The sequence below is a fragment of the Bradyrhizobium yuanmingense genome (assembly GCF_900094575.1).
GTDB classification, from domain to species: Bacteria; Pseudomonadota; Alphaproteobacteria; order Rhizobiales; family Xanthobacteraceae; genus Bradyrhizobium; species Bradyrhizobium yuanmingense.
Map to the genome: position 1 here is coordinate 666,733 of NZ_FMAE01000003.1, position 24,086 is coordinate 690,818.

The following is a 24,086-nucleotide window of genomic DNA, read 5'->3' on the forward strand; positions in this document are numbered from 1 at the left end:
AAATACTGGGAATCACATGCAGACAGCGCTTCGTACCTCTCTTCCCGAGACCGAGCTCGCCGGCCGCGCCACTTTCGCCCCTCACGCCCGCGTGGTGCGCGAGGAGCGGCAAGAAGAACACCGAGTTCAGGCCAGCGGCCTGCCGCTCAGCATCCGCGGCTTGCGCAAATCCTTCGGTGACAACGAGGTGCTGCGCGGCATCGACCTGCACATTCCCGCCGGCCAGTTCGTCGCGATCGTCGGCAAGAGCGGCTGCGGCAAGAGCACCCTGCTGCGCCTGATCGCCGGCCTCGACAAGATCGATGCGGGCAGCATCAGCTTCGGTCAGGAGATCCAGCCCGAGGACATCCGCGTGATGTTCCAGGAGCCGCGGCTGCTGCCCTGGGCCCGCGTGCTCGCCAATGTCGAGGTCGGCCTCGGCCGCGATCGTGCCTCGAGCGATGCGCATGCCCGCGCCGAGAAGGCGCTGATCGAGGTCGGCCTCGCCGACAAGCGCGATCAATGGCCCTCGGTGCTCTCAGGGGGCCAGAAGCAGCGCGTCGCGCTCGGCCGTGCGCTGGTCTCGCGCCCGCGCGTGCTCGCCTTCGACGAGCCGCTCGGCGCGCTGGATGCGCTGACCCGTATCTCAATGCAGCGCCTCTTGGAGCGGGTCTGGCGCGATCAGGGCTTTACCGCGATCCTGGTGACCCACGATGTCTCGGAAGCCGTGGCGCTGGCCGACCGCGTGCTCGTCATCGAGGAGGGCCGCATCGCCCATGACGTCACGGTTAACGCCGCCCGGCCGCGCCAGCGCGGCTCGGCCGAGCTTGCCGGGCTCGAAGGCTCCATCCTGAGCCACCTGTTGTCGGCGGACGATCGTACCTAAATAAAGGGAACCCCCGCTTGCGGGGAGTAGCGCCATGAATGTAGTGCCCCGCGAGCTCATGACCGAAATTCCCGTCTCGTCCGCCGATTTCCGCGGCGCCATGCGCCACCTCACCGGCGGCGTCAGCATCATCACGGCCGGGCGGGGCAAGGACATCTCCGGCATGACGGTGACCTCGGTCACCTCGCTGTCGGTCGAGCCGCCGACGCTGCTGGTCAGCATCAACCGCGACGCCTCGTCGTTTCCGCTGATCCGCCGCCACGGCGCCTTCGGCGTGAACATCCTCAATGCTGACCAACTCGACATTGCCGAACGCTTTGCCGGCAAGGGCGGGCTGAAGGGTGCGGATCGCTTTGCAGGCAGCCAGTGGGTGACGGCAGTCTCTGGTGTCCCGCTGCTGGTCGGCGCGCTCTCGGCCTTCGATTGCGAAGTCGAGGAGATCGTCGAGCGGCACTCGCACGGCATCGTCATCGGCCGTGTCCGGGACATCAGGAGCTCGACCCGCACCGCCGCGCTGGCCTATTGGCACGGCCAATATGTGGCGGTCGACCAGGACGAAGACGCGGCCCGGCTGGCCGATGTCAGCCTTCCCGCGCGCGGCCGGCGCGGCATTTGATCGCCGTCGGCGAGCCTCGCGCAAGGCTGGCCTTTTCCGCCTCGTCGCTCTAGAAGCGCTCCTGACTGTCCCGCCGGACGCATGGAGCGGAACGATGAAGCGCGTGGCTACCTTGATCTTCTACGCCATCGGCGCGCTCGCGATCGCCTATCTCGCGCTCTACGCCTACGCGATGTTCTCTGGCTCTCCGATCGTGCCGGGCGATCCCATCCACATCTTCCGCAAGCCGGATGCGCCGAGCTATTCGTGACGGTCTCGTAGGGTGGGCAACCCTTGCGCCGTGCCCACCATCTCTCCAAGGCAGCAACCGGAACGGTGGGCACGCTTCGCTTTGCCCACCCTACGCACCTCCGTTCACCCCCGCAGAATCGCCAGCGCCAGCGCCTGCGCGCGCGGCACGATGCTGTCGATCTCCAGATATTCCTCCGGCGTGTGCGCGAGCCCGCCGACCGGGCCGAGACCGCAAATGGTCGGCGTGCCGACCGCGGCGGTGAAGCCGGAATCGGCGCAGCCGCCGGAGAACTCGCCCTGCAGCGTGGTGAGGCCCACCTGCCTTGCGGCCGCCTGATAGCCTTCGAACAGCGCCTTCGAGTCCGCGCTCTGCACCACCGGCACGAACTCGCCCTTGATCGAGAGCGTCGCGCTGGTGCCGGGCACGTAAGGCGTCGCGACGATCTTTTCGATCGCACCCATGATCCGCGCGCGATCGGCCGGATCGACATAGCGCAGGTCGATCTGCCCTTCCGCGTAAGGCGCCGTCGTGTTGACGGACTGCCCACCCGAGACGAGGCCGACATTGAGCGTGATGCCCTTGTCGAGGTCGGTGAGCGCGTGGATCTGGACGATCTTGTGTGCGAGCTCGCCAATGGCGCTGACGCCGGCGGCGAAGTTGGCGCCGGAATGCGCGGCCTTGCCGGTGATGGCCATGTGCATGAAGATGCCACCCTTGCGCCCGGTGACGACGTTGCCCGTGGGCCGGCCCGGCTCGGAATTGAACACCGCGCGTGCCGCGCGTCCCTCGCGCTCGATCACCGGGCGCGAGGAGGGCGAGCCGATCTCCTCGTCGGAGGTGATCAGCACCTTGATCGGATGCGGTGCGCCGCCGAACTTGTGGAAGGCGGCGGCCACGAACACGTTCATGACGAGGCCGGACTTCATGTCGGCGACACCGGGTCCATAGGCGCGGCCATCCCGGATCGTGAACGGCCGCCGCCCGGCCTCGCCCTTGCCGAACACCGTGTCGCGGTGTCCCATCAACAGCACCGGCTTCTCGTTGCTGCCGGGCTTTGCCACCTCGGCATGGATCGCGTCGCCGAACGTGCCGTGGCTTTCGCGCCGGAACGGAATGCCGTGCTCGGCAAAATGCCGCTCGAACCGCGCACCGACGGCATCGACGCCTTCCTTGTCGTAGGAGCCGGAATCGATGTTCACGACGTCGCGGAGCAGGTCGATCATCGCCTGCTTCTGCGACGCCAGCCAATCCGTGATTTGAGCTTCAGACATGTGGTCCCTCGCGTGGTTTTCGGGCGGGGTTATAGGGCGTGCCGCGCGGATGGCATAGTCACGTGGCGCGGTTCGGTCATGCGAAGGATGCTCTTGAGGTTCGTCATTGCGAGCGCAGCGAAGCAATCCGGTCTGTCGCCGCCGAGGGATTCTGGATTGCTTCGCTGCGCTCGCAATGACGGGGTGGCGGCCTGTGCCAAACGAAAAATGCCCGGACTTGGCCCGGGCATTCGCGTCCGCTCGATGGTCGCGGGCGCCTACGCCCCCATCATCGGCATCCGCGGATATTCCCCGGGCGTGCCTGCGGGCGGGATCGGGATGCCGCCGTCGGCATATTCGTTGAGCTTGTTGCGCAGCGTGCGGATCGAGATGCCGAGGATGTTGGCGGCATGGGTGCGGTTGCCGAGGCAGTGCTTCAGCGTCTCCAGGATCAGGTCGCGTTCGACATCGGCGACGGTGCGCCCCACCAGCGCGCGCGTCACCTGCTCGGCGGCCATAGTGGCATGCGCCACGGCCGGGGCGGTCTTGGCGAGGTCGAGGCGGTCGCCGTCCGGCGTGATGATGGCGTCGGGCCCGATCTCGTCGCCCTGGGCCATCAGCACCGCGCGGTGCATGGTGTTTTCGAGCTCGCGGACGTTGCCCTGCCAGCGGTTGGCGGAGAGCACGCGCCGCGCCTCGGCCGAGAGCGGACGCAGCGGCACGCCGTTGGCCTCGGCATATTTCTTCACGAAGTGCTGGGCGAGCTCGAGGATGTCGGCGGGACGCTCGCGCAGCGGCGGGATCTTCAAATTCACGACGTTGAGGCGGAACAGCAAGTCCTCGCGGAACGTGCCCTCTCGCACGGCCTCGGCGAGATTGCGGTTCGAGGTCGCGATGATGCGGATGTCGACCGGAACCGGCTTGGTGCCGCCGACGCGATCGATCACACGCTCCTGGATGGCGCGCAGCAGTTTCGATTGCAGGCGGACGTCCATCTCCGAGATTTCGTCGAGCAGCAGCGTGCCGCCGGTCGCCTCCTCGAACTTGCCGATGCGGCGGGCGACCGCGCCGGTGAAGGCGCCCTTCTCGTGGCCGAACAGCTCGGATTCCAGCAGGTGCTCCGGGATGGCGGCGCAGTTGATCGAGATGAACGGACGCTTGGCCCGGGCCGAGCGGGAGTGAACGTAGCGCGCCAGCACTTCCTTGCCGGTGCCGGATTCGCCGGTGATCATCACCGAGGCGTCCGAGCCGGCGATCTGCTGGGCGAGCTTGATCACCTTTGCCATGGCGTCGTCACGGTAGACCAGCTCGCGGGAATCGTTGGCGACGGCAGCCAGCACCGCGGCGATCAGCTCCGGATCTGGCGGCAGCGGGATGTATTCCTTGGCCCCGGCATGGATCGCAGCGACCGCGGCGCGGGCGTCGTTGGTGATGCCGCAGGCGACGATCGGGGCGTGGATGTGCTCGGCTTCCAGCCGCAGCACGAGGTCGCGGATGTCGAGCGCGACGTCGACCAGCAGGAGGTCGGCGCCCTTGCCCCCGCGCAGCACGCGCATCGCCTGCTCGTGATCCTCGGCATGGGTCACGGTGGCGCCGTTCTCCATCGCGATCTTGGTGGCGGTGGTGAGCTGGCCCTTCAATGTGCCAACGATGAGAAGCCGCATGTCAGTCTCCTGTCCGTCTGCTCGCGCCGTCGCGCGTCATGTCCTTGCGTCTCAGCCGCGTTCGGCCTTGATGATTTCCGTCATGGTCACGCCGAGCTTGTCCTCGACCAGGACGACCTCGCCGCGGGCGACCAGCTTGTTGTTGACGTAGATGTCGATGGCCTCGCCGACGCGCCGGTCGAGCTCTAGCACGGTGCCCGGTCCGAGCTTCAGGAGCTCGCCGACGTCCATCTTGGAGCGGCCGAGCACGGCCGAGACCTGCACCGGCACGTCGAACACCGCCTCGAGGTCGGCGGCGGCACGCGCCGCATATTCGTCCTCGTTGTAGCCGACGTCGGTGCCGGCAGGCGGCATCGGGCCGTTGAGATCGGGCAGCGGGACCTGTCCGTCGGTGTCGCTCATGGTTTAGCTCCCCCTGCGGGACGCGATATAGCGTCCGACCATTTCGTCGATCTTGGCCGCGATGGCGCCGCGCTCCAGCACGACGCCGCCATCGGCCCATTCGATCCGGCAGTCGCCGGTGGCAATTTCCGGCTCGGCCAGGATCACCAGCCGGCCCTCGAAGCCGCTCTGCTTGGCGAGCCGCTCGATCTTCTCGCGCGCGCTGTCGTAGAGCGAATCGTTGATGCGGACGACGAGATGCGGCGTCGCGACCAGATGCGAGAAGCAGTCCTTGACCAGCGCGATGACCTCGCCGAGCGGCTCGGCGGCGACGAGGTCGGCGCACAGCTTGCGCGCCACCGCGATCGCGACCTCGACCGCCTCGGTCTCCATCCTGGTCTCGATGTTGCCGATGCCGGAGGCGACGCCCCGAATCGCGATGTTGATCTCTTCCATGGCGAGCGCAACGCGGCGGTCGCTCTCGGCCTTAGCCTCGCGCTGGCCGGCGGCAAAGCCGTCCTGGTAGGCGCGCGCCTCGGCTTCCGCGACCTTCTGGGCGATCTCGGCCGCGGTCGCGGCCTTCTCGCGCGTCGCCCGTTCGGGCGCCGCGAAGTCGGTATCGAACAGGAATTTTGCCGGAGCGGCCATCAGTACACCAGCTCGTCGTCGGCGCGGTTCTTGGTCAGCATGATCTCACCCTTGGCGGCGAGGTCCTTGGCGAGATTGACCAGCAGCGCCTGGGCTTCGTCGACGTCGCGCAGGCGCACGGGGCCCATGGCCGCCATGTCGTCCTGGAGCATCTTGGCCGCGCGCGAGGACATGTTTCCGAAGAAGAAATTGCGGACGTCCTCGTTGGCGCTCTTGAGCGCGACGCCGAGCTTGTCCTTGTCGACGTTGCGCATTAGGGTCTGCGCCGAGCCGGAATCGAGCTTCACGAGGTCGTCGAAGGTGAACATCAGCGCCTTGATGCGCTCGGCCGATTCGCGGTTGTCCTCTTCCAGAGAGGTGATGAAGCGGGTCTCGGTCTGGCGATCGAAATTGTTGAAGATTTCCGCCATGACCTCGTGGGCGTCGCGGCGGCGGGTCTGCGACAGGTTGGACATGAATTCGGTGCGCAGCGTCTTCTCGACACTCTCGATCACCTCCTTCTGCACCGCCTCCATCTTCAGCATGCGGTTGACGACGTCGAGCGCGAGCTCCTCGGGCAGGATGCCGAGCACGCGCGCGGCGTGCTCCGGCTTCAGCTTCGACAGCACCACGGCGATGGTCTGCGGGTATTCGTTCTTGAGATAGTTGGCGAGAACCTCTTCCTGCACGTTGGAGAGCTTCTCCCACATGTTGCGCCCGGCGGGACCGCGGATCTCGTCCATGATGCCGTTGACGCGTTCCGGCGGCAGGTATTGCTGGAGCAGCCGCTCGGTGGCGTCGAAATTGCCCATCAGCGCGCCCGAGGCCGACATGCGCGAGACGAATTCGAGCAGCATGTCCTCGACGGTGTCGACTTCGACGGTGCCGAGCGTCGACATCTCCAGCGAGAGCTGGCGGACCTCGTCGTCGTCGAGCAGGCTCCAGATCTTGCCGCCATATTGCTCGCCGAGCGCCAGCATCAGGATCGCGGCGCGCCTCGGCCCTGTCAGACCTTCTGTCTTGGGTCCGCCCTCACGGCTGCCGGCGCGCTGACCGAGCGTGGAGATCACGCTGGTGATGTCGTTGGAGTTGGCGTTTTGCAAGGAGGCGGCCATGTCAGATCACTTCTTGATGCACTTGGCTTTGGTTATTTCGTCGGCTCAGTCAGCCACTGGCGGATGATTGCGACGGTTTCGTTGGGATTGCGTTCGGCGAGCTCGCCGACGCGGTGAACGGACTGGGCGTGGACCTGGCCCTGAATGGTGGCGACGTCGATGGCGCTGGTGCCGCCGCTCGGCAGCAGCGGCTGGCCGGCCGGCGCGGCCTCTTCCGAGGCGGCTGGGCCCGTCAGCACGCCGGAGATGGCGGCGGCGACCTCGTCGGAGGCGAGAATGCGCTTGACCAGCGGGCGGATCACCAGGAACAGCACGACGAGGCCGAGCAGCATCATCACGCCGAGCTCGACGAAGTACATGACGTCGTCCTTGGTGAACTGCAGCATGCCGAGAAAGCCGCTGGGCTCGCCGATCGGGGCGGTGGAGGGCGCGTCGGCGAAGCGCAGATTGACGACCTCGACCTGGTCGCCACGCTTCTGGTCGAAGCCGATCGCCGAGCGCACCAGCGTGGCGATGCGGTCGAGCTGCTCCTTGGTGCGGTCCTGGTAGGCCAGCTCACCCTTGTCGTTCTTGCTGTAGATGCCGTCGACCAGCACCGCGACCGAGATGCGGTTGACCCGGCCGGCCTCGGTCACCTCGGTCTTGGTGGTGCGGGAGATCTCGTAATTGTTGGTCTCCTCGGTCTTCTTGCTCTGGTCCTTGGGCGCGACGCCGTTGTTCTGCTGGTTGCCGGGCAGCTCGTTGTTGACGGTGACCTGGCCGTTGTTGTCGGCGGTCATGCTCTGCTCTTCGCGGGTCTGGCTGGAGCGCAGCACGCGGCCCTCGGGATCGAACTTGTCCGAGGTCTGGGTGACCTTGTTGAAGTCGAAATCGGCGGAGAGCTGCACGCGGGCGCGGCCCGAGCCGACCACGGAGGAGACGATGTCCTCGACCTGCTTGCGCATCCGCTTCTCGAAGGCGATGCGGCGCTCCTCGCCGACCGCCTGTTCCGGATCGGTCTGAGCTCCGTCGGCGAGCAGCTGACCGGCCTCGTCGACGATCGAGACCCGCTGCGGCTTCAGGCCGTTGACGGCGGAGGCGACGAGGTGGCGGATGGCGCGGATCTGCTGGGCTTCCAGCGCACCGCGGACGCGGACCACGATCGAGGCCGACGGCTCCGGCGCCTCGCGGGCGAACAGCGGGCGCTCGGGCAGCACCAGATGGACGCGGGCGGCCTGGATGCGGTCGATGGCGCGGATGGTGCGGGCGAGCTCGCCCTCGAGCGCGCGCAGATGATTGATGTTCTGGACAAAGGAGGTGGTGCCGAGCGCGTCCGACTTGTCGAACACCTCGTAGCCGACGCCGCCGCCCTTGGGCAGGCCGCCCTCGGCGAGCTTCATCCGCAGCCGCGTGACCTTGTCCTTGGGCACCATGATGATGGAGCCCTCATTGCGGATCTCGAACTGGATGCCCTGGCGTTCCAGGTCCTTGATGATGCTGGAGGAGTCTTCGACGGACAGGTCCGTGAACAGCGTCGTCATCTGCGGCGTGGTGACACGCATGATGACGAAGGCAAAGAAGCCGATGAGCGCGGCGGTGACCGCGATCATCGCCCCGAACCGGGCGGCACCGATACTTTTTAAGAAGTCCGCAAGACCTTGCAAGCAACCGCCCCGACCAATCCGACCCGCAACCGAGCGGTCGACTGGGCAATTATTGCCTAGGTGATGGTTTCGATATGGTTAACGAAGGTTAAGAGGTCGGACAAAAGTGCATCATGAAAAAAATCGGCCTCGCGAAGCGAGGCCGATTTTCGTCAAAGACCGCAGAATTCCGGATCGCCTACTGGCGATATTGCTGGATGCGGGTGGTGCGAAGACCCGCCAGACCGTGCTGGTCGATGGAAAACTGCCAGGAGAGGAATTCGTCGACCGTCAGGGTATAACGGCTGCAGGCCTCCTCCAGGGAGAGAAGTCCGCCACGGACAGCGGCGACGACTTCGGCCTTGCGGCGGATGACCCAGCGTTTGGTGCCGGGTGCAGGCAGATCCGCGATCGTCAACGGACTGCCGTCCGGCCCGATGACGTATTTTACCCTCGGGCGATGGGGTTCTGTCATGGCGTACTCACAAACTCTCAACCACTGAACTCACGCCGTAACCGTAACCCCCGCGGCTTAAAAATCCGCTAAGCCTAAGGGTTCAATACAATTCTCGTTGAATCTTGCGGGAACGCGGCCGACTCGGCGGGCGAAAGACGCAGTCTCGGCCGGCTGAGCGGGGCAGAAGGTAAATACTTTACTAACGAACGAGGGTCGGAGCGCGGTGCCGCGGAGGCCCAACCGTCGTCCCGGGGCGCGCGTAGCGCGAGCCCGGGACCCATAACCCCAGGGAGCAGTTTGACGACGACTCGGGGTTACGACCTAATGCGAAAACGACTTCCTGGGGTTATGGATCCCCGCCTTCGCGGGGATGACATCTCGTATGTGGTTCGCTTGCCCGCCCTCAATTGCTCGTCGCAATGATGCTCTTCACCTGGCTCAGCGTGTAGCTGGCGCCGTCGATGGTGAGCAGCGGCGGCGACTGGGTCAGATCGACCGACGACACCACGCCCTGCACCTGCGCGGCGATGCCGACATTGTTGTTCGCGACGTCCTTGCCCGTGGCCGAGATCGTGTACTTGCCGTCGGGCCATTGCGTGCCGTCATTACCCATGCCGTTCCAGGTAAAGGGAATGTCGTTGCCGGCGGCGGCGGTATATTTGCCGTTGAACACGGTCTGGCCGCTCGAATTGGCGATGGAGATCTCGACGGTGGAGTCGGTCGGGACGTTGAGATGCCAGACAGCCGTCGAGTTGGTCATCGTCGCGGTCGAGCCGTCGACCAGCGCGGTCTTGCCGACGAAGCCCAGCGCCTGGGTCGCCTGCGTGGTCTGCTGCAGAGTGACGAGCTGAGCCAGCGATTCGTTGGTCTTGAGCTGCTGCTCGACGCCGGCGAACTGCACCAGCTGCTGGGTGAACTGGTTGGTGTCGAGCGGATCGAGCGGGTTCTGGTTCTGCAGCTGCGTCGTCAGCAGGGTCAGGAAGGTCTGGAAATTGCCGGCGAGCGTCGACCCCGTGGTCGAGCTCATCGACGAACTCGACGAGGATTTCGGCAGATCGGTCGTCCCGGAGACGACCGGGGGCGAAGTGGCGGCATTCGTGGTGGTCATTGCCAGATACTCCTCACACTCTGATGTCGACGCCGCTGCTCGATCCGAGCATGCGGCCATAGCCGCGCCCGATGGGCGCCGTGGAAACGCTGTCGTCCTCGCTGATGATCAGGCGGCGGGCATTGCCGCCATTGTCGTTGTTCTGGCCCGAGTGCTGGCCCGATGAATTCTGGTCGCGCAGGCTGAAGGACAAGCCGTTGCTGCCGGTCTTGAAGCCGGCATCGTCGAGCGCGCGCTGCAATTGCGGCGCGTCCTGACGCAGCATCTGCAGCGTCTCCGGCTTCTCGACGGTGAGATGCGAGGTGACGTTGCCGGCGCGGTCGACGTTGATGCGCACGTCGATGCGGCCGAGCTCGGCCGGATCGAGGCTGATGTCGAACCGCGACTTGCCGGACCGAATGGCGGCTGCGATCTCGATCGGGATGCCGCTGATCGGCACCGCCGTAGTGTGGGTCGCCGCGGTCGCGGTGAGCGTCGCGGTTGATGCTGTCGCGGCCGAGGTCGCATTCGTCAGCGGCGCCTGCACGGTAGAAGCGGCCTGCGCGCTGGTATCCGTCGGAGCGATCGTGGCTTGCGGGCCGGCATGCGCCGGCGCGGCCGACGTGGCCTGGGCCGGATCGGCGGCGCGGTCGGCGGGGCCCGCCTTGGCGTCGGTCGCGACGCTATCGGGCTGCGGCTTGACGCCTTGCGCATGCGCGGCGCTGGCGGGTGCCTGCGCCGTGGCGAGGTTCGTCTTGCCGGTGTCCTGGCCGATATTCGAGATGTCGGTCTGGGCTTGCGCTGTGGCGGCATCCTTGAACGCGGTCTTGGGCGTGCCCTGGCTGACCGCGGCGATCAGTCCGCCACCAGCTTTTCCATCGGTCGAGGCGGTCTCGGTCGTGCCGGCCGCGGCCTCGCCGAGCGTCGTCGTGGTCTCGGCATCGACCTCGGCGCCTGCGGCCTTGGCGCTCGCCGTGGCGGTATCGGTCTTGGTGCCGGCGATCTGGGCCGCGATGGAGGCGCTGGCGGCAAGACCTGCCGCGGCGATCGCGAGCGGCGCGGCGGCGGCATCGCCAGCCTGGTTCGCAGCTGCATTCGGGTCGATCGGGACGACCGGCGCGGCAACGATGATTCCAAGATCGGGCAGGGCGGTCTGCGTCGTCGCGGACGGCGCGGCGGCAGCCGCCTCGACGGCGGCGGTGAGGACCTCGGTGCCATCAGTCGCGTCGCTCTCGGGCTCGTCGGATTTGTCGGCCGATTTGGCGTCGGCCGTCTCGGACTTGTCTTTGACTTTGTCTACGTCCTTGGTCGGATCGCTGGGCGCCTCGCCCCTGTCATTCTCCGCAGGCGCAGACGCCTCGGTGTCGTCGCTCGCCTTGCTCTGCGAAGGTTGGTCCGTGGAAGAGGTGTCGCGCGACGGCCGCTCGGCCGCCGGGGAGGACGAGCTCTGCTCGTTCCGGCGCGGTGCGGCGTCCTGCGCGTTGTTGCCGCTGGCCTGCGTGTTGCTGTCGACCAGCGAGCCGAAAGCCTCGCTCGCGGGCGTGTCCTTCGGGGCTTGCGACCGGGCAGGCTTCTGCTGCGCGCTCTGGATTTGCACGCTTGCCACGACATCTGACATCCGACCGACCACAGGCAACCCCTTGCAAGCAACTTCGCATCAAGAGGGAGCAAGGAGCGGGCCAGCGTCCCGAACTGAATATTTCAGCAATATAATCAATGATTTGGCGATGTGGGTGCATTGCCGGGCCGCGGGCTCCGACCCCGCCATTTCTGCCGCCCCGGCAAGAATTGCCCTAAGCGGGGGGCTCGCGTGATTGCTTCACCGGAATGCCGCCTATATTAAAGAGGCTACTCTCAGCCGCTTTCGACTTGGGCAGTCGTGCTCTTCGGGAACCAAGGTTCCGGGGGATCGCCGCCGTCCCCCGAGAAAGCAAATCGTGGATTCGCGCGTCGCCGCCGTCACAACGCTCTAGGACCCATGCTCAACAGTCTGGATCTCGAAGGCCGTCCCGAGGACACCAGGGTCGTCGTTGCCATGTCGGGCGGCGTCGATTCCTCGACGACGGCTGCGTTGCTGAAGGCTGAGGGCTACGACGTCGTCGGCATCACGCTGCAGCTCTACGACCATGGCGCGGCCACCCACCGCAAGGGCGCCTGCTGCGCCGGCCAGGACATCCACGACGCCCGCGACGTCGCGGCCAAGCTCGGCATTCCCCATTACGTGCTCGACTACGAGGACCGCTTCCGCGAGTCCGTCATCGACAATTTCGCCGATTCTTATGCCCTTGGTGAAACGCCGGTACCCTGCATCGAGTGCAACCGCAGCGTCAAATTCCGCGACCTCTTGAAGACCGCGCGCGAGCTCGGCGCCCGAGCGCTCGCCACCGGCCATTACGTCGCCTCGCGCCGTCGGGGCGACGGCTCGCGCGCGCTGGTCTGCGCGGCCGACGCCGATCGCGACCAGAGCTATTTCCTGTTCGCGACCACGCAGGAACAGCTCGACTTCCTGCGCTTTCCGCTCGGCGACATGACCAAGCCCGAGACGCGCGAGCTCGCGCGCCGCTTCGACCTCGCGGTCGCCGACAAGCACGACAGCCAGGACATCTGCTTCGTGCCGACCGGCCGCTACACCGACATCATCACGCGCCTGCGCCCCAATGCGATGGACCCCGGCGACATCGTCGATCTCGAGGGCCGCGTGCTCGGCCGGCACAACGGCATCGCCAATTTCACCGTCGGCCAGCGCCGCGGCCTCGGCATCGCAGCCCATGCGCCGCTGTTCGTGGTGCGGCTGGACGCGGCGACCCGCCGCGTCGTGGTCGGCCCGCGCGATGCGCTGAAGATGCACCGCATCGCACTTCGCGACGTCAACTGGATCGGCGACGGCGACATCGACCGCGCCATCGGAAGCGGCCTCGAAATGTTCGTGCGCGTGCGCTCCACCCGCAGTCCGCAGCCGGCCTGGCTGCGCGGCAGCAATGGCCGTTACGAGGTCGAGCTCGTCGCCGGCGAAGAGGGCGTCTCGCCGGGACAGGCCTGCGTGTTCTACGACGCGCCCGGCGGCCAGGCCCGGGTGCTCGGCGGCGGCTTCATCCAGAGCGCCGCGGCCAAGGTCGGCACGGGCACATCGCGCCCGCTCGCGGAAGCCGTGCGCGGCTGATCATGAAATTGGATCGCACTCTCGCGACACCGGAAGTGCGCTCCCTCTCCCGCCTGCGGGAGAGGGTTGGGGAGAGGGTGCTTCCGCAATGGGATACTCCCGATGCGGAGAGAACCCTCACCCGCCACGCTCTTGCGAGCGTGTCGACCTCTCCCGCACGCGGGAGAGGCTCCAGACCGCGCGCGGGGAAAGATCCGTTCTCACCAACAAACACACCTTAGAGAATCTTCGCGCAAGGGCAGGGGGCATGGCAGCAGACATCTCGCGGGCCGGGGTCGAGAAGGCCTATGGCCGCTGGGCGCCGGTCTATGATCTCGTGTTCGGCAAGGTGTTCGACGCCGGCCGGCAGTCGACCATCGCCGAGGCCGACCGCATCGGCGGCCGCGTCCTCGACGTCGGCGTCGGCACCGGTCTTTCGCTCTCCGAATACGCGCGCACCACGAAGGTCTGCGGCGTCGACATCTCCGAGCCGATGCTGCGCAAGGCGCAGGCGCGTGTCCGGAGCTTACGTCTCTCCAATGTCGAAGTGCTCTCGGTGATGGATGCGAAGAACCTCGCCTTCCCCGACAATTTCTTCGACGCGGTGGTGGCGCAATATGTCATCACCGCCGTGCCCGATCCCGAAGGCACGCTCGACGAGTTCATGCGCGTGCTTAAGTCAGGCGGCGAGCTGATCCTGGTCAATCACATCGGCGCGGAGAGCGGTCCTCGCAAGCTGTTCGAGCTCGCTTTCGCGCCCATCGCCCGCCGTCTCGGCTGGCGCCCGGAATTCCCGTGGGCCCGCCTCGAGGGCTGGGCCGCAAGGCACGGCGGCGTCGCGCTCACCGAGCGCCGTCCCATGCCGCCGATGGGCCATTTCTCGCTGATCCGCTACCGCAAATCGTGATTGCGAGCCGCGGGAACAGGGGGCCTCGCGCGCGCGTTTCCTTCCCATGCGCACGACAAACCTCATTCTCGCGGGCCTCCTGATCGCCGCCTCAGGCACAGCGATCGCGCAGGCCCCGCCCGCCCCGGCGACGCCGCCGCAAGCGACCGCGCCGCCATCCCCGCAACGCGCCGCCGGCTGTGCCCCATCCGATCGGCTGGCCACCACCCCGGAAGGCACCACCACCGGCCAGTCCCGGGAACCGCTCGGCGACAAGCTCGCCAAGACGGACGGCGTGCTCTGCCCACCCGCGGGCGTCGATCCCGATATGCACGCCCCGGCCCCCAGCACTGACAGCAACACCCCGGTGATCCCGCCCCCCGGCAGCCCCGGCGGCGACCCCAATGTGAGGCCGAAATAAGGGCTGCTTTCCTCGCCTCTCCCCGCCGGGGAGAGGCCGGAATCCGCGCGACGCGCGGATTTCGGGTGAGGGGGACCCTCCACGAGTCCGGCCTCGACATTCGGCAATCGAGCGCCGAAATCGTCCTCTTCTCGCCGACTTGTCCCGCCGACCTTGTCCGCCGAAGCTTTAGCGAAGGCGGAAGCCTCGGCGAAGGCGGAAGCTTTTAGCGTTGACTTACCCCCGCCCCCTTCCTTATATGCCGCGCGTTCGCGAGATCGGCCTCAAATCGCCGCCGCGATCCCTGTGGCGGGGTAGCTCAGCTGGTTAGAGCACGGGAATCATAATCCTGGGGTCGGGGGTTCGAGTCCCTCCCCCGCTACCACCTTTCCCCACACTCCTCTGACGTGGTTTGGATAGGCCTTTTCCCCGAGCAGGGCGTTTAGCCGGCCCGCTATCTCCACGGCTACGCCACCTGGGCGTCGTCCTGGATCGCGGAACACAGTGACCGTCTCGACCAGGTCTCTGATGGCTTCTGCGGCCTCTCCGTCACCCGCACTGACACCTTTGCCCAGTGCTTCTTCAAGCCGACCGAGTTGCTCCTCATATCGTTTGAGGATGGCCGGATGCAGCGCGACTTCCTTTGGGGCGGGTGGCTCACTCTGCAACTCCTCAGATATCCGCTTTCGTTCGGCATCTAAGGCAGTCGATCGCGGTCCGAGAACGGATGGATCGCCATGTCCTTTCGCGATCGCATCCACCAGTCGTTCGATTTCCCGGTTTAATTGCCCATGCTGCTGCTCAAGGCGCTGCCGTTTTGCATGTGATGTGGCTGCGAGGCGCTTCCGCTCCTCGAGATACGTGCGTACGTATTCTGAGATAACTTTCGGCGCGCGCAATTCGGCCTTTAGACCGTTGAGGACTGCACTTTCGACCGTATCCAAATAGAAAGTCTTGGCGTCCGGACACGTGCCGCTCTCTGTCGCCGCCGAGCAGCGAATGCGAACACGCCCTGATTTGTCGCGCCCATTGGTTGCCATGCCCGAGCCGCACGAGCCGCAACGGAGCAGGCCAGATAGCATCCGACGAGGCCGGCGTTGATGGCTGGGGTGGGTGTGACTGCGCTCCTCTTTGCGTTGCTGAGCAGCTGCGAATAGCTCTGGATTGACAATTGCAAGGTGCGGAACTTCAGCCACCTGCCAGTCACTCTTACGATTTGGTCGTGACAGTCGCTTTCCCGAGTCGGGATCTTTCACCATCCTGACCTTGTTCCAGACGAGGCGCCCTACATAAAGCTCGTTCTGCAGAATGCCGGCACCCCTCCCGAGATTGCCATTGATAGTTGACGCATTCCATGCCCGCCCTCGCGGAGGTGATACCCTCTCCTTGTTGAGATCGTGCGCGATTTCACGAGGCGTCCGACCGTCCACGTATTCCTGGAAGATGCGCCGGATCATCTCTGCCTCGGCCTCGACGATGACTCGTTCGCCGCTCTTTCCGGCGACCGCGGCGTATCCGTATGTGAGGCCACCTCCAGCCAAACCTTGCTTGACCCGACCTGCTTGGCCACGCCGCACCTTGTGCGCGTTGTCTTCACGATAGAGTTGTCCGACCAGGCCGCGAAGACCGACCAGCACAGTGTTAACGACGCCTTCGTGGACCGCCCGGATCTCGATGCCGAGAAAAGATAGTCGCTTATGGATACCCGCGAGGTCTTCCATGTCGCGAGAGAGGCGGTCGAGCGCTTCAACGATCACTACGTCAAAGGATCTCTCCCGCGCTTGGTCCAACATCCGCAGAAGGCCTTCGCGTCCCATGACCGAGCCACCTGAACGAGCTCGATCTTCATGGGTGCTGATAACCGTTAAGCCTTCGCGCTCTGCATAGCTTTGACAAAGTGAAAGCTGATCTTCAATCGAACGCTCGTTCTGAAGATCGGTTGAGAATCGAGCATAGATCGTCGCTCTCTTCCTTGACTCTTCGATCGACGAGCTCTCTTTCATGATCTTCCCTCGCAGCCAGACGAGCAAGTACGCGCGCAAGGCGTAAGATCGCCTTGTCTGGATTCGTCTGCAAGGACAATTTGCGATGCGCATCCTGCACGATTGAACCTCTAGGTCATCGCGCAACTCAACGAGGTGCACGCACCTGCGCTGGCGCCATTCCACAAAATGTCGGCGTTGGTGATCATCCAGAGCATCATGCTCTGGCGGTGCCTAAGCGGAACGGCCGCTATGAGCTCGTCGTGTAATTGGATGCCGCGGCGAAGAAAAAGGGATGCAGCTCGGAAGGCATTCGCCCGCCGAAGTGTGCACTGCTAGCAAGTGTTACGTCCAGCTCTTTGTACGTGGCTAGATTCTGGGGCGAGAATCCGGCACCGTCACCAACAGACTGTGACCAGCTATTGATCTCATTGCTATTTTTGGCCAGAAATAAACCTGCAACCAGACCGTTATGAGCGGGAAGGGGTCGCGGGAGGACACTGAAAATATTGATGAATTTGGTGAAGATTGGTAGCGTTCGTTCGCGTTCTGTTACGCCGTAGCGTTGGTTATTGGTTGGTTGGAGAACGCGACGTGGCGTTAGTGCAGCTCTATAGAGTGGCGTTCATGCATTTCACTCAACAGATCAAAGCTTGCTTGCCATGTGGAACAGCATTCAGCGGCAAGTAGCGGCAGACGAGGCAGGGGCGGTCGGTACCGCTTTATCGGGGCAAATGTCCGCGCCTATGCTGGACAGCTTCAAACCGAGCTAGAGTCACGCAAGCCGCGGTACACGCCGATTCGGTGGCACTGATGATAAATCGATCGGTGGACGTGCCGCGCGATGTGCGGGAGCTTGTTGAAAAGACCATCGACCAAACGGAGAGGGCGTTCTCGTTTTTCTTTGAGCAAGCCAAGCTGCCGGGCAACCTTGCGCTGAACTTCGCGTAACAGAACGTCACAACTTCTCTGGAATATGCGCGTAAGCTCGCCGCCGCGCAAAACTTGCAAGAGGTCGTTTCCTTCAGGCCGAATTTCTGCGGACTCAGATCGAGCACGCCAGTCAGTTCACGCCGAAGGCTTAAGCTTCCTATACGTCACAAGGGCCGTGGCGAACGGAATGCCCGCTCGCCCGGCGCTTCCCCGAACGATGCAGGTCCGGGCCATCAATCGCATAGAACCAATCATCAAAGTTCAGCTTGAACGACTTCCCGTCGCCTTGTGGCGTCTCGCGACTATATTTCCAATGAAATGCGCATCTGGCTTGCTCGCCCGTGGCCTCGCCATCTAGCCGATTTTCGTGCCCCGTGTACTGGCCTTCGCCCATTTTGTGGATGGTCCAGCGTAGCGTGTCGCTGTGGCCATCATCGAAGGTGTACGTCTCCGTGAACACAACGGTATCGGTGTCTTCGTCCAATTCGCCGTGACCCGATATCGTCGCTCGCTTAAGAAGCCACCGACAAGGCTTTCAACCACAGCCCATCCTTCCAGGCGGCCGACGAAGAATGCTTCGGGCAGAAATAGCGGTTTGGTTTCTTTGAAGTGGGCGATAGCCATAGCGGAGCCCTTCGAAAGCCGTCTAACGAACTAAGTCTCCTCCTGAGATCAGGTTCCTGATCGGCGCGGAAACATGCTTGGTTCGGTGCGCTCTACCATCCGCAGCACGCTCTTGCAGGACGGACATTCATACGATCGGATTTCGTACCGCGTGGCGGCGGGCTCGCTGCCGACGAACTTTCGCGGCTTGTGGCACGCGGTGCAGAGGTATTGATTGCGGTCCATAGCAGACCCCAAAACGCAGCGTTAGAACAGAAGAGAAAGGCCGCCCGCAACAATCGAGCGGCCACCGGGTCAAAGATCAAGCGGCTGATCGCAGTCCCAGCGCCCGCATCGTATCTTGAGTGCGAGGGGGAGAAGAGTCGGAAATCCGACGCTCCCAGCAGGAATGGCTGAACTAGTGGCCTCTTAGACACACTGTCATTAGTCCTGCCGCAGTCCTTTGAAGAATGGATACAGCTTTCCTTCCGCTGATTTGGCGCGATACTCGATCTCGGCCATTAGCTCGGGCTCCACCCAAATGCCGCGACGCGCGATGCGCTTTGTGTAGGGCTGCGTTTTGCGAATGAGCGGCTTTAGCTTTCGCTGTAGTTCTTTCCTATCGGCAGGCGAAAAGCCGTAGTCAACCTTCCCGGCGTACAGAAACTCGTTGCCTTTGCGGCGGCCGATGTACATGCCGTCCCATTTGGTGCCGCCTAGCGCGTAGCCAGCAATGGCCAGCGTCTCGCGTTGTGCGCACGTCACTTTTACCCATCCAGTGCCCCGGCCGCTTTCGTATCGGCTGTCACGCACCTTCGACACAACGCCTTCTAAGCCGGTCTTGCACGCATGTTTGAACATGTCCTGGCCGTCTATCTCAAAGCTTTCGCTGAATTGGATAGCCGTGCCATCAACGATCTTACGCAACAGCGCTTTGCGCTCGAACAGCGGCACCATGCGCAGATCGCGACCATTTAGATATCGGTTGCGAAAAATTCGGCGTTGCCTTTTGTAGCCGAGAGTTTTCCAATGCTTCCTGACGTTCGCTACGGCTTTCCATTCTGCGCTTCTGCTTCCGTTGACGTGGAAGGCGGCGCGTCTCAAGGTAGCTCCTCCGATTGTGAGGGAGGCGTAATCTTGATACGGCTTGGTCCGGAGTTCGAACGCAGTGTCCAAACTGAACGCGAGGTGGCGGCAGATAAGTCGATGCCCTGTCATCAAGGTCGACGCCTTCCGTTTGCCCAGCGGTTGACCTGCACCGTCGCCGAGGCTTGTGAAGTGACCGGTCTCGGGCGGACAAAGATTTATGAATTAATCGGCGATGGTCGAGTTACCACGACGACCGTCGGTCGCCGTCGGCTAGTCATGGTGCAATCTCTGCTGGCTCTGGTTGGCGTCAATATGACACCAGCCAACCGTGCATAGGTTCGCGGCTCCTAATGACAGTCACCCGAACAGGTGCGGAAGCTGACGACAGCACGCCTATCGAATCAATCGTGAAATAGCTCTTGATTCAATTGTGTATCAGCCCGGAAAAGCAGCGAGTGCGCTCCGGGCTTGGGGCCGCGGAGCCAAGCCTGCAGACTTATGCGTTAGATGGCAAAAGCTTCTTACTGTCATCCGCGCCGGCCGCATTTTCACCGGGCCGCGGGACCAGCGGTACCACTGCTGCCCGAGCGAGATCTTCCAAAGCTGTCGAGATATATTTGGCGTAGTGCCCCTCGATCATTTTCACAGAAGTGTTGTGCAGTTTAGCAACGTGCTGAATGGGGAGGCGGTTTCGCAAGCCCCGCACGATGCTGGAATGTCGTAACGCATAAGGAATGGCTTCCGGCAGCCCTGCGCGCTCGCGGATCGCATGCCACGGACGAGTAAGTTCTGCCGTCTTCCACGGACCGCGTTCTGATTTTCTCCAAACGATGCTACCTGCTTCCTGCTCATGGCTCCATCGCTCGAACAACGGCGCGTCTCTTGGACGATCTAGGATTCCCGGTAAGAGGACTTCGACGATATCTTCGCCCACCGGAACTGGTACGGAGCCGCCGTTGCCGCCACGTCCCTTGTAGGAACCTGGTACCATCAAACGTCGCTCTTTCCGTTGTGCATCGCTAACGCGCATCCGCCTTGCCTGCGCAAATCGCGCGCCCGTTGCTGCAAGGCACACGACAATGCGATATAGATCGCCTTCAAATCCTTGCTCGTCGTCGATCTCGCATGCGGCTTGAAGCAACGTGCTGATCTGCGCGTCCGTGAGGATTTGATTGTCTCGAGCAACAGATATCTCGTCATCGTCATCAATGCGCTCAGCCTTAAACCCGTCTTTCACAATCGAGAGGAATGTTGGATTCAGCTTCTTTTGTTCCGCCGTCAAGCGTGGCCATGCAGCATTCAGCGCCGCCTTCAGGTCGTTTATGAGCCGCTGTTTTGTCGTCGCCTTCAATTCTACAGGAAGGTCCTCGCGCCACGTCAAAAGATCATCTTCCTGTAGCGCGTGTAGATGGACTGCGGCGAGAGAGGCGGCCTCAACGGCTTCTTGGCTGCCACGCTGCTCTTGACCAAGAACGTAACGCCGCAAGCGGCGACCAGCATCGGATCGAACCTCGCGTCCGGCCCGTCGGCTATCACGGGCATTACGTTCCCTGATGTATGTCTCTACAGCCGTCCGCACGGTGGGTACCGGTCCGGCGGCTTGTGCCGCCGCTTCTATTCTGGACCGGGTGACGTGTTCCCGCGCTTGTGTCACCGCCTGCTCGAAAGTCAGCGTGCCTTCGGCAAGTTTGTCGTTGACGTCGTTGGCGATGCCGACCGGCGCCTGCTTGTAGTTGGCTCCTTCATGGTGATTGCGCCAGCGCACGAACCAAACGCCGCTCCGCTTGCCCTTGCGATAGCCAAGATGCGCCTCGGCATCGAGGCGGCGCCAATGGACGCCAAGCTCCAGTTTCGAACGCGCCTTGGCAGTCGTGATCTGAGCCTCAGTGAGCGTCTTTGTCACGGCATACGAACCCGGAGTCGTCGAATATCCGTCGAATAAGCATCGGCGTACAAAGCCGAACAGCGAAGAACGGATTCTACATAAACTATTGAGAAGGCTATATTATGACGAACGACCGCGAACCCCCGCGGAAAATGTTTCCAGCCCTCTCAAGGCTGAAACAGGGGTTCGATTCCCCTAGGGAGCGCCAGCCACATCCTAAGCCATTGAAAAGATGAAAACTCTAAGCAATCATAAGCTTAGAGCGGCCGCCTTGCTACACAACCGTAGCCCACAAAGGTGGTCCACAATGGCGGCTTTAAGTTACATGCAGCGGCGTGCGTCCGGCACCTACGAGTTTCGCAAGAGGCTACCCGAAGCACTCGCTGGGAAGCCCGCACCGTCTCACATTCGCGATGCTTTCCCCGACCTCGTCAATCCTAAGACGCAGCGCTTCAAGCGTGAACTTGTTCGGTCCCTCGCGACGAAAGAACTGAAGCAGGCGAAGCGGCGCGATCATCAGGAGGCCTTGAAGGCGGCCCGGTTGTTTGACGCCGCAGTGGAGGCTCTAACACCTCGCGCCATAGTCGCGCAGCCGGTGAACCTCGATCTAAAGCAACTAAGCGACGACGTCTTCGCAGCGTTGCTTGCCGAGGACGAAGCCGAGCGAACGGATGGCGATGACCGGCGGTATCTCCAAACACCTCACGAACGAGCGGATTGGCCCGACCTAGCGGCCGTGCCGCCAAGCACACAGATGGGAATGTCCGCCGACCATGCTCACATGTACGGTGAACTGCTGCCGGTGTTCGAAGACGAGTTTCGTACCGCCTACGCCCGGCGTGACCCCAAGATCGTCTATCCCGAGACTAACATCGCCCTCAAAGCGCGTGGCATCTACTTAAGTAAATCGTCGCCGGAGTTTCAGAAGGCCGCCCTAGCGGTCCTTGAAGCTCATGTGCGGGCCTACGATGCCATGAAGAAACGGCAGCGCGGGGAAATCATCCCCACTCCGGTCGTGGCCGAGCGATCTGCCGATGAACTCGGACCGAAGCTCTCCAAGGCTCTGGCGTCATGGGCTGCCGGCGGTTCGGCGCACAATGCCAAGAGGCCGAATGCCAACACGGTGACGGAGGCGGAGCAAGCCATCCGGTACTTCAAGGAATTGCATGGCGATCTACGGCTTGGCGAGATTACCCGCGAGAAGGCCCGCGAATTTCGTGACGCCGTTGCCGGAGTGCCCGCCGCATTGCCGCGCGATTTGCGCCGGTTACCCTTGCCGGAGTTGCTGAAGCGGGACCTTTCTGAGTTCAAACCCCGCGAGGCAACCACCGTGAATAAGATCGTTCAGGTTCTGGGTGGAATCGTCTCTCGGGCCGAGCGCGAAGGCTTTCTCGATAAGGTCCCCGGCTTCGTGAATCCATTCGGGAAGGCCATTCGGTTCTCCGTCGATAATCATCAGACGCGCCGGAAGCATTTCGAGAAGCTAGACCTGAAGGCGATCTTCGCGTCACCTGTATATGCGAACAACGAGCGTCCTACCGGTGGTGGTGGCGAAGCGGCCTTCTGGTTTCCTCTTATCAGTCTGCTTTCCGGGATGCGCCTGGATGAAATCGCACAGTTGCGGATATGCGATCTCCGGCAGGACGAAGACACGAAGCGATGGTACTTCGATATTGACCGGACTGGTGGGCGCTCAACGAAGACCAACTCATCCATCCGTCATGTGCCCCTACACCGAGAACTCAAGCGCATCGGCTTGCTGAGGTACAGGGAGACACTGCTCAAGAGAGGCGGTAACTTGGAGAGCCCACTGTGGCCGGACGTCGATGCTGAGGGTGAGCGAACACGTTCATCAGCATGGTCAAAGTGGTTTGGTCGCTATCTCCGCTCGACGTGTGGCGTAGCGGATACCGCTAAGGTATTTCACTCCTTTCGCCATACCTTCAAGCGGATGACCCGGGACGCGAACATCTCCGAGGAAATGCATGACGCTCTGACGGGCCATTCTGGGAGAGGCGTAGGGCGATCATACGGCAAGGGCTTTTCGCTGAAACCTTTGGCGGTCGCGATCGATAGTGTCAAAGCTCCTGTTGATTTGGGAGCATTACGCTGGGAAATGCAGCGTCGTTAAGTGTTTAGTTTGGCGCGAATGCAGAGATCGCGAAGTAGCGGCGTCCAACGATTGCAGACGAGATCGACTGTTTGAGGTGTAGCGAATTCGGGTTGCGGCCATGCCCTTTGTGCCGTCAACTTTGCGCAGGCATCGACACGCGCATCAAATTCTTCGCGCTCTCTCCCCTCAACGAAGTTTCTTGCTGTGCTGGCCGGTGCGGTGACAATTGTTAGCATGCCGCAACTGTCAACAACTTGATTTTGCATCGTGGCTGGCTCTGCGTTCAGGGCCCATTTGTCCAGCTTTGCAAGATAAAACTCCCTTATCTGCTTTAGCCGTTCATCCTCCGGTATTTTCTCAACGGAGTTAAAAAGAGCGCAGAACGGGCTCTTAGTTGCTGCACCGCAAACAGCCGCGCTCCAAGACGCAGCCAAGGTGGCGTTGTGCGAATAGACAACGGTGGCTGAAAGGACCAAGACGTAAACAATGCGTAAGGCCATGATCTACTCCGGAAGGCGGACTTGATAAGAAATGAGACTCATAGTCCGTAGACCAAAAGTCAACATCTCGGCCCTGTCGCTCGCATGGAAGACGAGACAGGGATCGTTGACGTGTTGGCGGCGGCCGTGCGGAAGGCCCGCAAGGGTCTCGGGCTGTCCCAAGAGGATTTGGCCCTAGAGGCGGGGCTAGATCGGACCTACGTCAGTCAGGTGGAGCGAGGCACCCGCAACTGCACCATCATCGTCCTGGCCCGCTTGGCTCGTGCCTTGAAGACGACCCCTGATCGGCTGCTCGTCCCCCAGAAGAGGACCCGGGGTTAGGCCTGAATCTCGTCCGGTGTCAGGCAGGTCACTTTTAGCACTGGACCTCAGGTTAGGCCCGAACAGGACTGTTTGATTTAGCTCAATGATCACTGTCGTCCTCTTGCCAAGCCTTAGGCATGAAAGAGCCTGAGCCCCAGAAACGTCCGACGCCCAAGCCGACGCGCATGGAGGAGGCTCGACGCCTCATCGAAGAGTATGTCGATGACCTCCGAGAGATCATCAGGAAGCTGCGTCAGAGGATGAATTGAGATCGCCTTGGTCCGCACCATGGTTCGGCCCTATGGAGGAGACCGAAGGGTTAGTCTTAGGGGCTGTC

Annotated in this window: 23 protein-coding genes, 1 tRNA gene and 1 pseudogene; 11 read left to right on the plus strand and 14 right to left on the minus strand. The window is 63.0% G+C overall.

Annotation, left to right across the window (positions count from 1 at the left end; genetic code table 11):
• Positions 1–16 precede the first annotated feature (16 nt).
• The 3 genes from GA0061099_RS12890 (at position 17) to GA0061099_RS41095 (ending at position 1,731) form a co-directional block, all read left to right on the plus strand.
• The gene (locus GA0061099_RS12890; protein ID WP_036022154.1) at positions 17–865 is read left to right on the plus strand and encodes an ATP-binding cassette domain-containing protein; all 849 of its coding nucleotides are present in this window, start codon (positions 17–19) and stop codon (positions 863–865) included.
• A 34-nt stretch (positions 866–899) separates the two neighbouring features.
• Positions 900–1,481, plus strand: coding sequence for a flavin reductase family protein (locus GA0061099_RS12895; protein ID WP_036022156.1), 582 nt, complete (start codon positions 900–902; stop codon positions 1,479–1,481).
• Positions 1,482–1,575: 94 nt separating this feature from the next.
• The gene (locus GA0061099_RS41095; RefSeq protein WP_035999067.1) at positions 1,576–1,731 is read left to right on the plus strand and encodes a hypothetical protein; all 156 of its coding nucleotides are present in this window, start codon (positions 1,576–1,578) and stop codon (positions 1,729–1,731) included.
• A gap of 104 nt (positions 1,732–1,835) precedes the next feature.
• On the opposite strand, the gene GA0061099_RS12900 is transcribed toward GA0061099_RS41095, so the two are convergent.
• From GA0061099_RS12900 to GA0061099_RS12940, 9 genes are all read right to left on the minus strand, one after another.
• Positions 1,836–2,984 (minus strand): M20 family metallopeptidase, encoded by a 1,149-nt coding sequence (locus GA0061099_RS12900; protein ID WP_036022158.1) that lies wholly within the window; start codon positions 2,982–2,984, stop codon positions 1,836–1,838.
• A gap of 257 nt (positions 2,985–3,241) precedes the next feature.
• Positions 3,242–4,627: a sigma-54-dependent transcriptional regulator FlbD gene (gene flbD, locus GA0061099_RS12905; RefSeq protein WP_025034232.1), complete on the minus strand. Its 1,386-nt coding sequence runs from the start codon at positions 4,625–4,627 to the stop codon at positions 3,242–3,244.
• A 51-nt stretch (positions 4,628–4,678) separates the two neighbouring features.
• Entirely contained in the window at positions 4,679–5,029 is a 351-nt protein-coding gene (fliN, locus tag GA0061099_RS12910) for a flagellar motor switch protein FliN (protein WP_035704875.1), read from the minus strand.
• Positions 5,030–5,032: 3 nt separating this feature from the next.
• The gene (locus GA0061099_RS12915) at positions 5,033–5,656 is read right to left on the minus strand and encodes a FliH/SctL family protein (RefSeq protein WP_036022160.1); all 624 of its coding nucleotides are present in this window, start codon (positions 5,654–5,656) and stop codon (positions 5,033–5,035) included.
• Positions 5,656–6,750: a flagellar motor switch protein FliG gene (fliG, locus tag GA0061099_RS12920; RefSeq protein WP_035999044.1), complete on the minus strand. Its 1,095-nt coding sequence runs from the start codon at positions 6,748–6,750 to the stop codon at positions 5,656–5,658. Before fliG ends, GA0061099_RS12915 begins: the two co-directional genes overlap by 1 nt.
• A gap of 32 nt (positions 6,751–6,782) precedes the next feature.
• Complete coding sequence (gene fliF, locus GA0061099_RS12925) at positions 6,783–8,393, minus strand: flagellar basal-body MS-ring/collar protein FliF (protein ID WP_057027994.1); 1,611 nt, start codon at positions 8,391–8,393, stop codon at positions 6,783–6,785.
• A 178-nt stretch (positions 8,394–8,571) separates the two neighbouring features.
• Positions 8,572–8,847, minus strand: a complete 276-nt coding sequence (gene sciP, locus GA0061099_RS12930; RefSeq protein ID WP_002714638.1) for a CtrA inhibitor SciP — start codon at positions 8,845–8,847, stop codon at positions 8,572–8,574.
• A gap of 385 nt (positions 8,848–9,232) precedes the next feature.
• Complete coding sequence (locus GA0061099_RS12935) at positions 9,233–9,937, minus strand: flagellar hook assembly protein FlgD (protein ID WP_036022166.1); 705 nt, start codon at positions 9,935–9,937, stop codon at positions 9,233–9,235.
• Positions 9,938–9,950: 13 nt separating this feature from the next.
• Positions 9,951–11,546: a flagellar hook-length control protein FliK gene (locus GA0061099_RS12940; protein ID WP_036022167.1), complete on the minus strand. Its 1,596-nt coding sequence runs from the start codon at positions 11,544–11,546 to the stop codon at positions 9,951–9,953.
• Between the two features lie 348 nt (positions 11,547–11,894).
• Between GA0061099_RS12940 and mnmA the strand changes: the two genes are divergently transcribed.
• The 4 genes from mnmA (at position 11,895) to GA0061099_RS12960 (ending at position 14,726) form a co-directional block, all read left to right on the plus strand.
• Positions 11,895–13,076, plus strand: a complete 1,182-nt coding sequence (gene mnmA, locus GA0061099_RS12945; protein WP_036022170.1) for a tRNA 2-thiouridine(34) synthase MnmA — start codon at positions 11,895–11,897, stop codon at positions 13,074–13,076.
• Between the two features lie 247 nt (positions 13,077–13,323).
• A complete protein-coding gene (locus tag GA0061099_RS12950) occupies positions 13,324–13,962 on the plus strand; it encodes a class I SAM-dependent methyltransferase (protein ID WP_035999078.1) in 639 nt (212 codons plus the stop codon).
• 46 nt (positions 13,963–14,008) lie between these two features.
• On the plus strand, positions 14,009–14,362 hold the full coding sequence (locus GA0061099_RS12955; RefSeq protein ID WP_035999080.1) for a hypothetical protein: 354 nt from the start codon (positions 14,009–14,011) through the stop codon (positions 14,360–14,362).
• Between the two features lie 287 nt (positions 14,363–14,649).
• A tRNA-Met gene (locus tag GA0061099_RS12960) sits at positions 14,650–14,726 on the plus strand.
• Here GA0061099_RS12960 and GA0061099_RS12965 read toward each other — a convergent pair.
• Positions 14,683–16,437, minus strand: a complete 1,755-nt coding sequence (locus GA0061099_RS12965; protein ID WP_420886524.1) for a recombinase family protein — start codon at positions 16,435–16,437, stop codon at positions 14,683–14,685. The two genes, GA0061099_RS12960 and GA0061099_RS12965, sit on opposite strands and share 44 nt — an antisense overlap.
• A 699-nt stretch (positions 16,438–17,136) precedes the next feature.
• On the opposite strand from GA0061099_RS12965, the gene GA0061099_RS41100 reads away from it, so the two are divergent.
• Positions 17,137–17,274 carry a hypothetical protein gene (locus GA0061099_RS41100; RefSeq protein ID WP_157786030.1) on the plus strand — a complete coding sequence of 46 codons (138 nt, stop codon included), beginning with the start codon at positions 17,137–17,139 and terminating at the stop codon, positions 17,272–17,274.
• Between the two features lie 139 nt (positions 17,275–17,413).
• On the opposite strand, the gene GA0061099_RS12970 is transcribed toward GA0061099_RS41100, so the two are convergent.
• Together GA0061099_RS12970 and GA0061099_RS12975 are read right to left on the minus strand one after the other, a co-directional pair.
• Positions 17,414–17,740 carry a DUF3833 family protein gene (locus tag GA0061099_RS12970; protein ID WP_338060687.1) on the minus strand — a complete coding sequence of 109 codons (327 nt, stop codon included), beginning with the start codon at positions 17,738–17,740 and terminating at the stop codon, positions 17,414–17,416.
• 563 nt (positions 17,741–18,303) lie between these two features.
• Positions 18,304–18,840 (minus strand): annotated as a pseudogene (locus GA0061099_RS12975) (ATP dependent DNA ligase); the annotation flags it as partial.
• Positions 18,841–19,065: 225 nt separating this feature from the next.
• On the opposite strand from GA0061099_RS12975, the gene GA0061099_RS43085 reads away from it, so the two are divergent.
• A complete protein-coding gene (locus tag GA0061099_RS43085) occupies positions 19,066–19,284 on the plus strand; it encodes an excisionase family DNA-binding protein (protein WP_036028736.1) in 219 nt (72 codons plus the stop codon).
• A 160-nt stretch (positions 19,285–19,444) separates the two neighbouring features.
• Here the strand turns inward: GA0061099_RS43085 and GA0061099_RS12985 are convergent, their stop codons facing one another.
• A complete protein-coding gene (locus GA0061099_RS12985) occupies positions 19,445–20,851 on the minus strand; it encodes a tyrosine-type recombinase/integrase (protein WP_074447713.1) in 1,407 nt (468 codons plus the stop codon).
• Between the two features lie 289 nt (positions 20,852–21,140).
• Here GA0061099_RS12985 and GA0061099_RS12990 point away from each other — a divergent pair, with 289 nt between their 5' ends.
• Positions 21,141–22,964: a site-specific integrase gene (locus GA0061099_RS12990; protein WP_141697583.1), complete on the plus strand. Its 1,824-nt coding sequence runs from the start codon at positions 21,141–21,143 to the stop codon at positions 22,962–22,964.
• Here GA0061099_RS12990 and GA0061099_RS39945 read toward each other — a convergent pair.
• Positions 22,961–23,446, minus strand: a complete 486-nt coding sequence (locus tag GA0061099_RS39945) for a hypothetical protein (protein ID WP_141697584.1) — start codon at positions 23,444–23,446, stop codon at positions 22,961–22,963. The genes GA0061099_RS12990 and GA0061099_RS39945 overlap by 4 nt on opposite strands.
• A gap of 84 nt (positions 23,447–23,530) precedes the next feature.
• On the opposite strand from GA0061099_RS39945, the gene GA0061099_RS12995 reads away from it, so the two are divergent.
• Entirely contained in the window at positions 23,531–23,767 is a 237-nt protein-coding gene (locus GA0061099_RS12995) for a helix-turn-helix domain-containing protein (RefSeq protein ID WP_074447714.1), read from the plus strand.
• Positions 23,768–24,086: the final 319 nt, after the last annotated feature.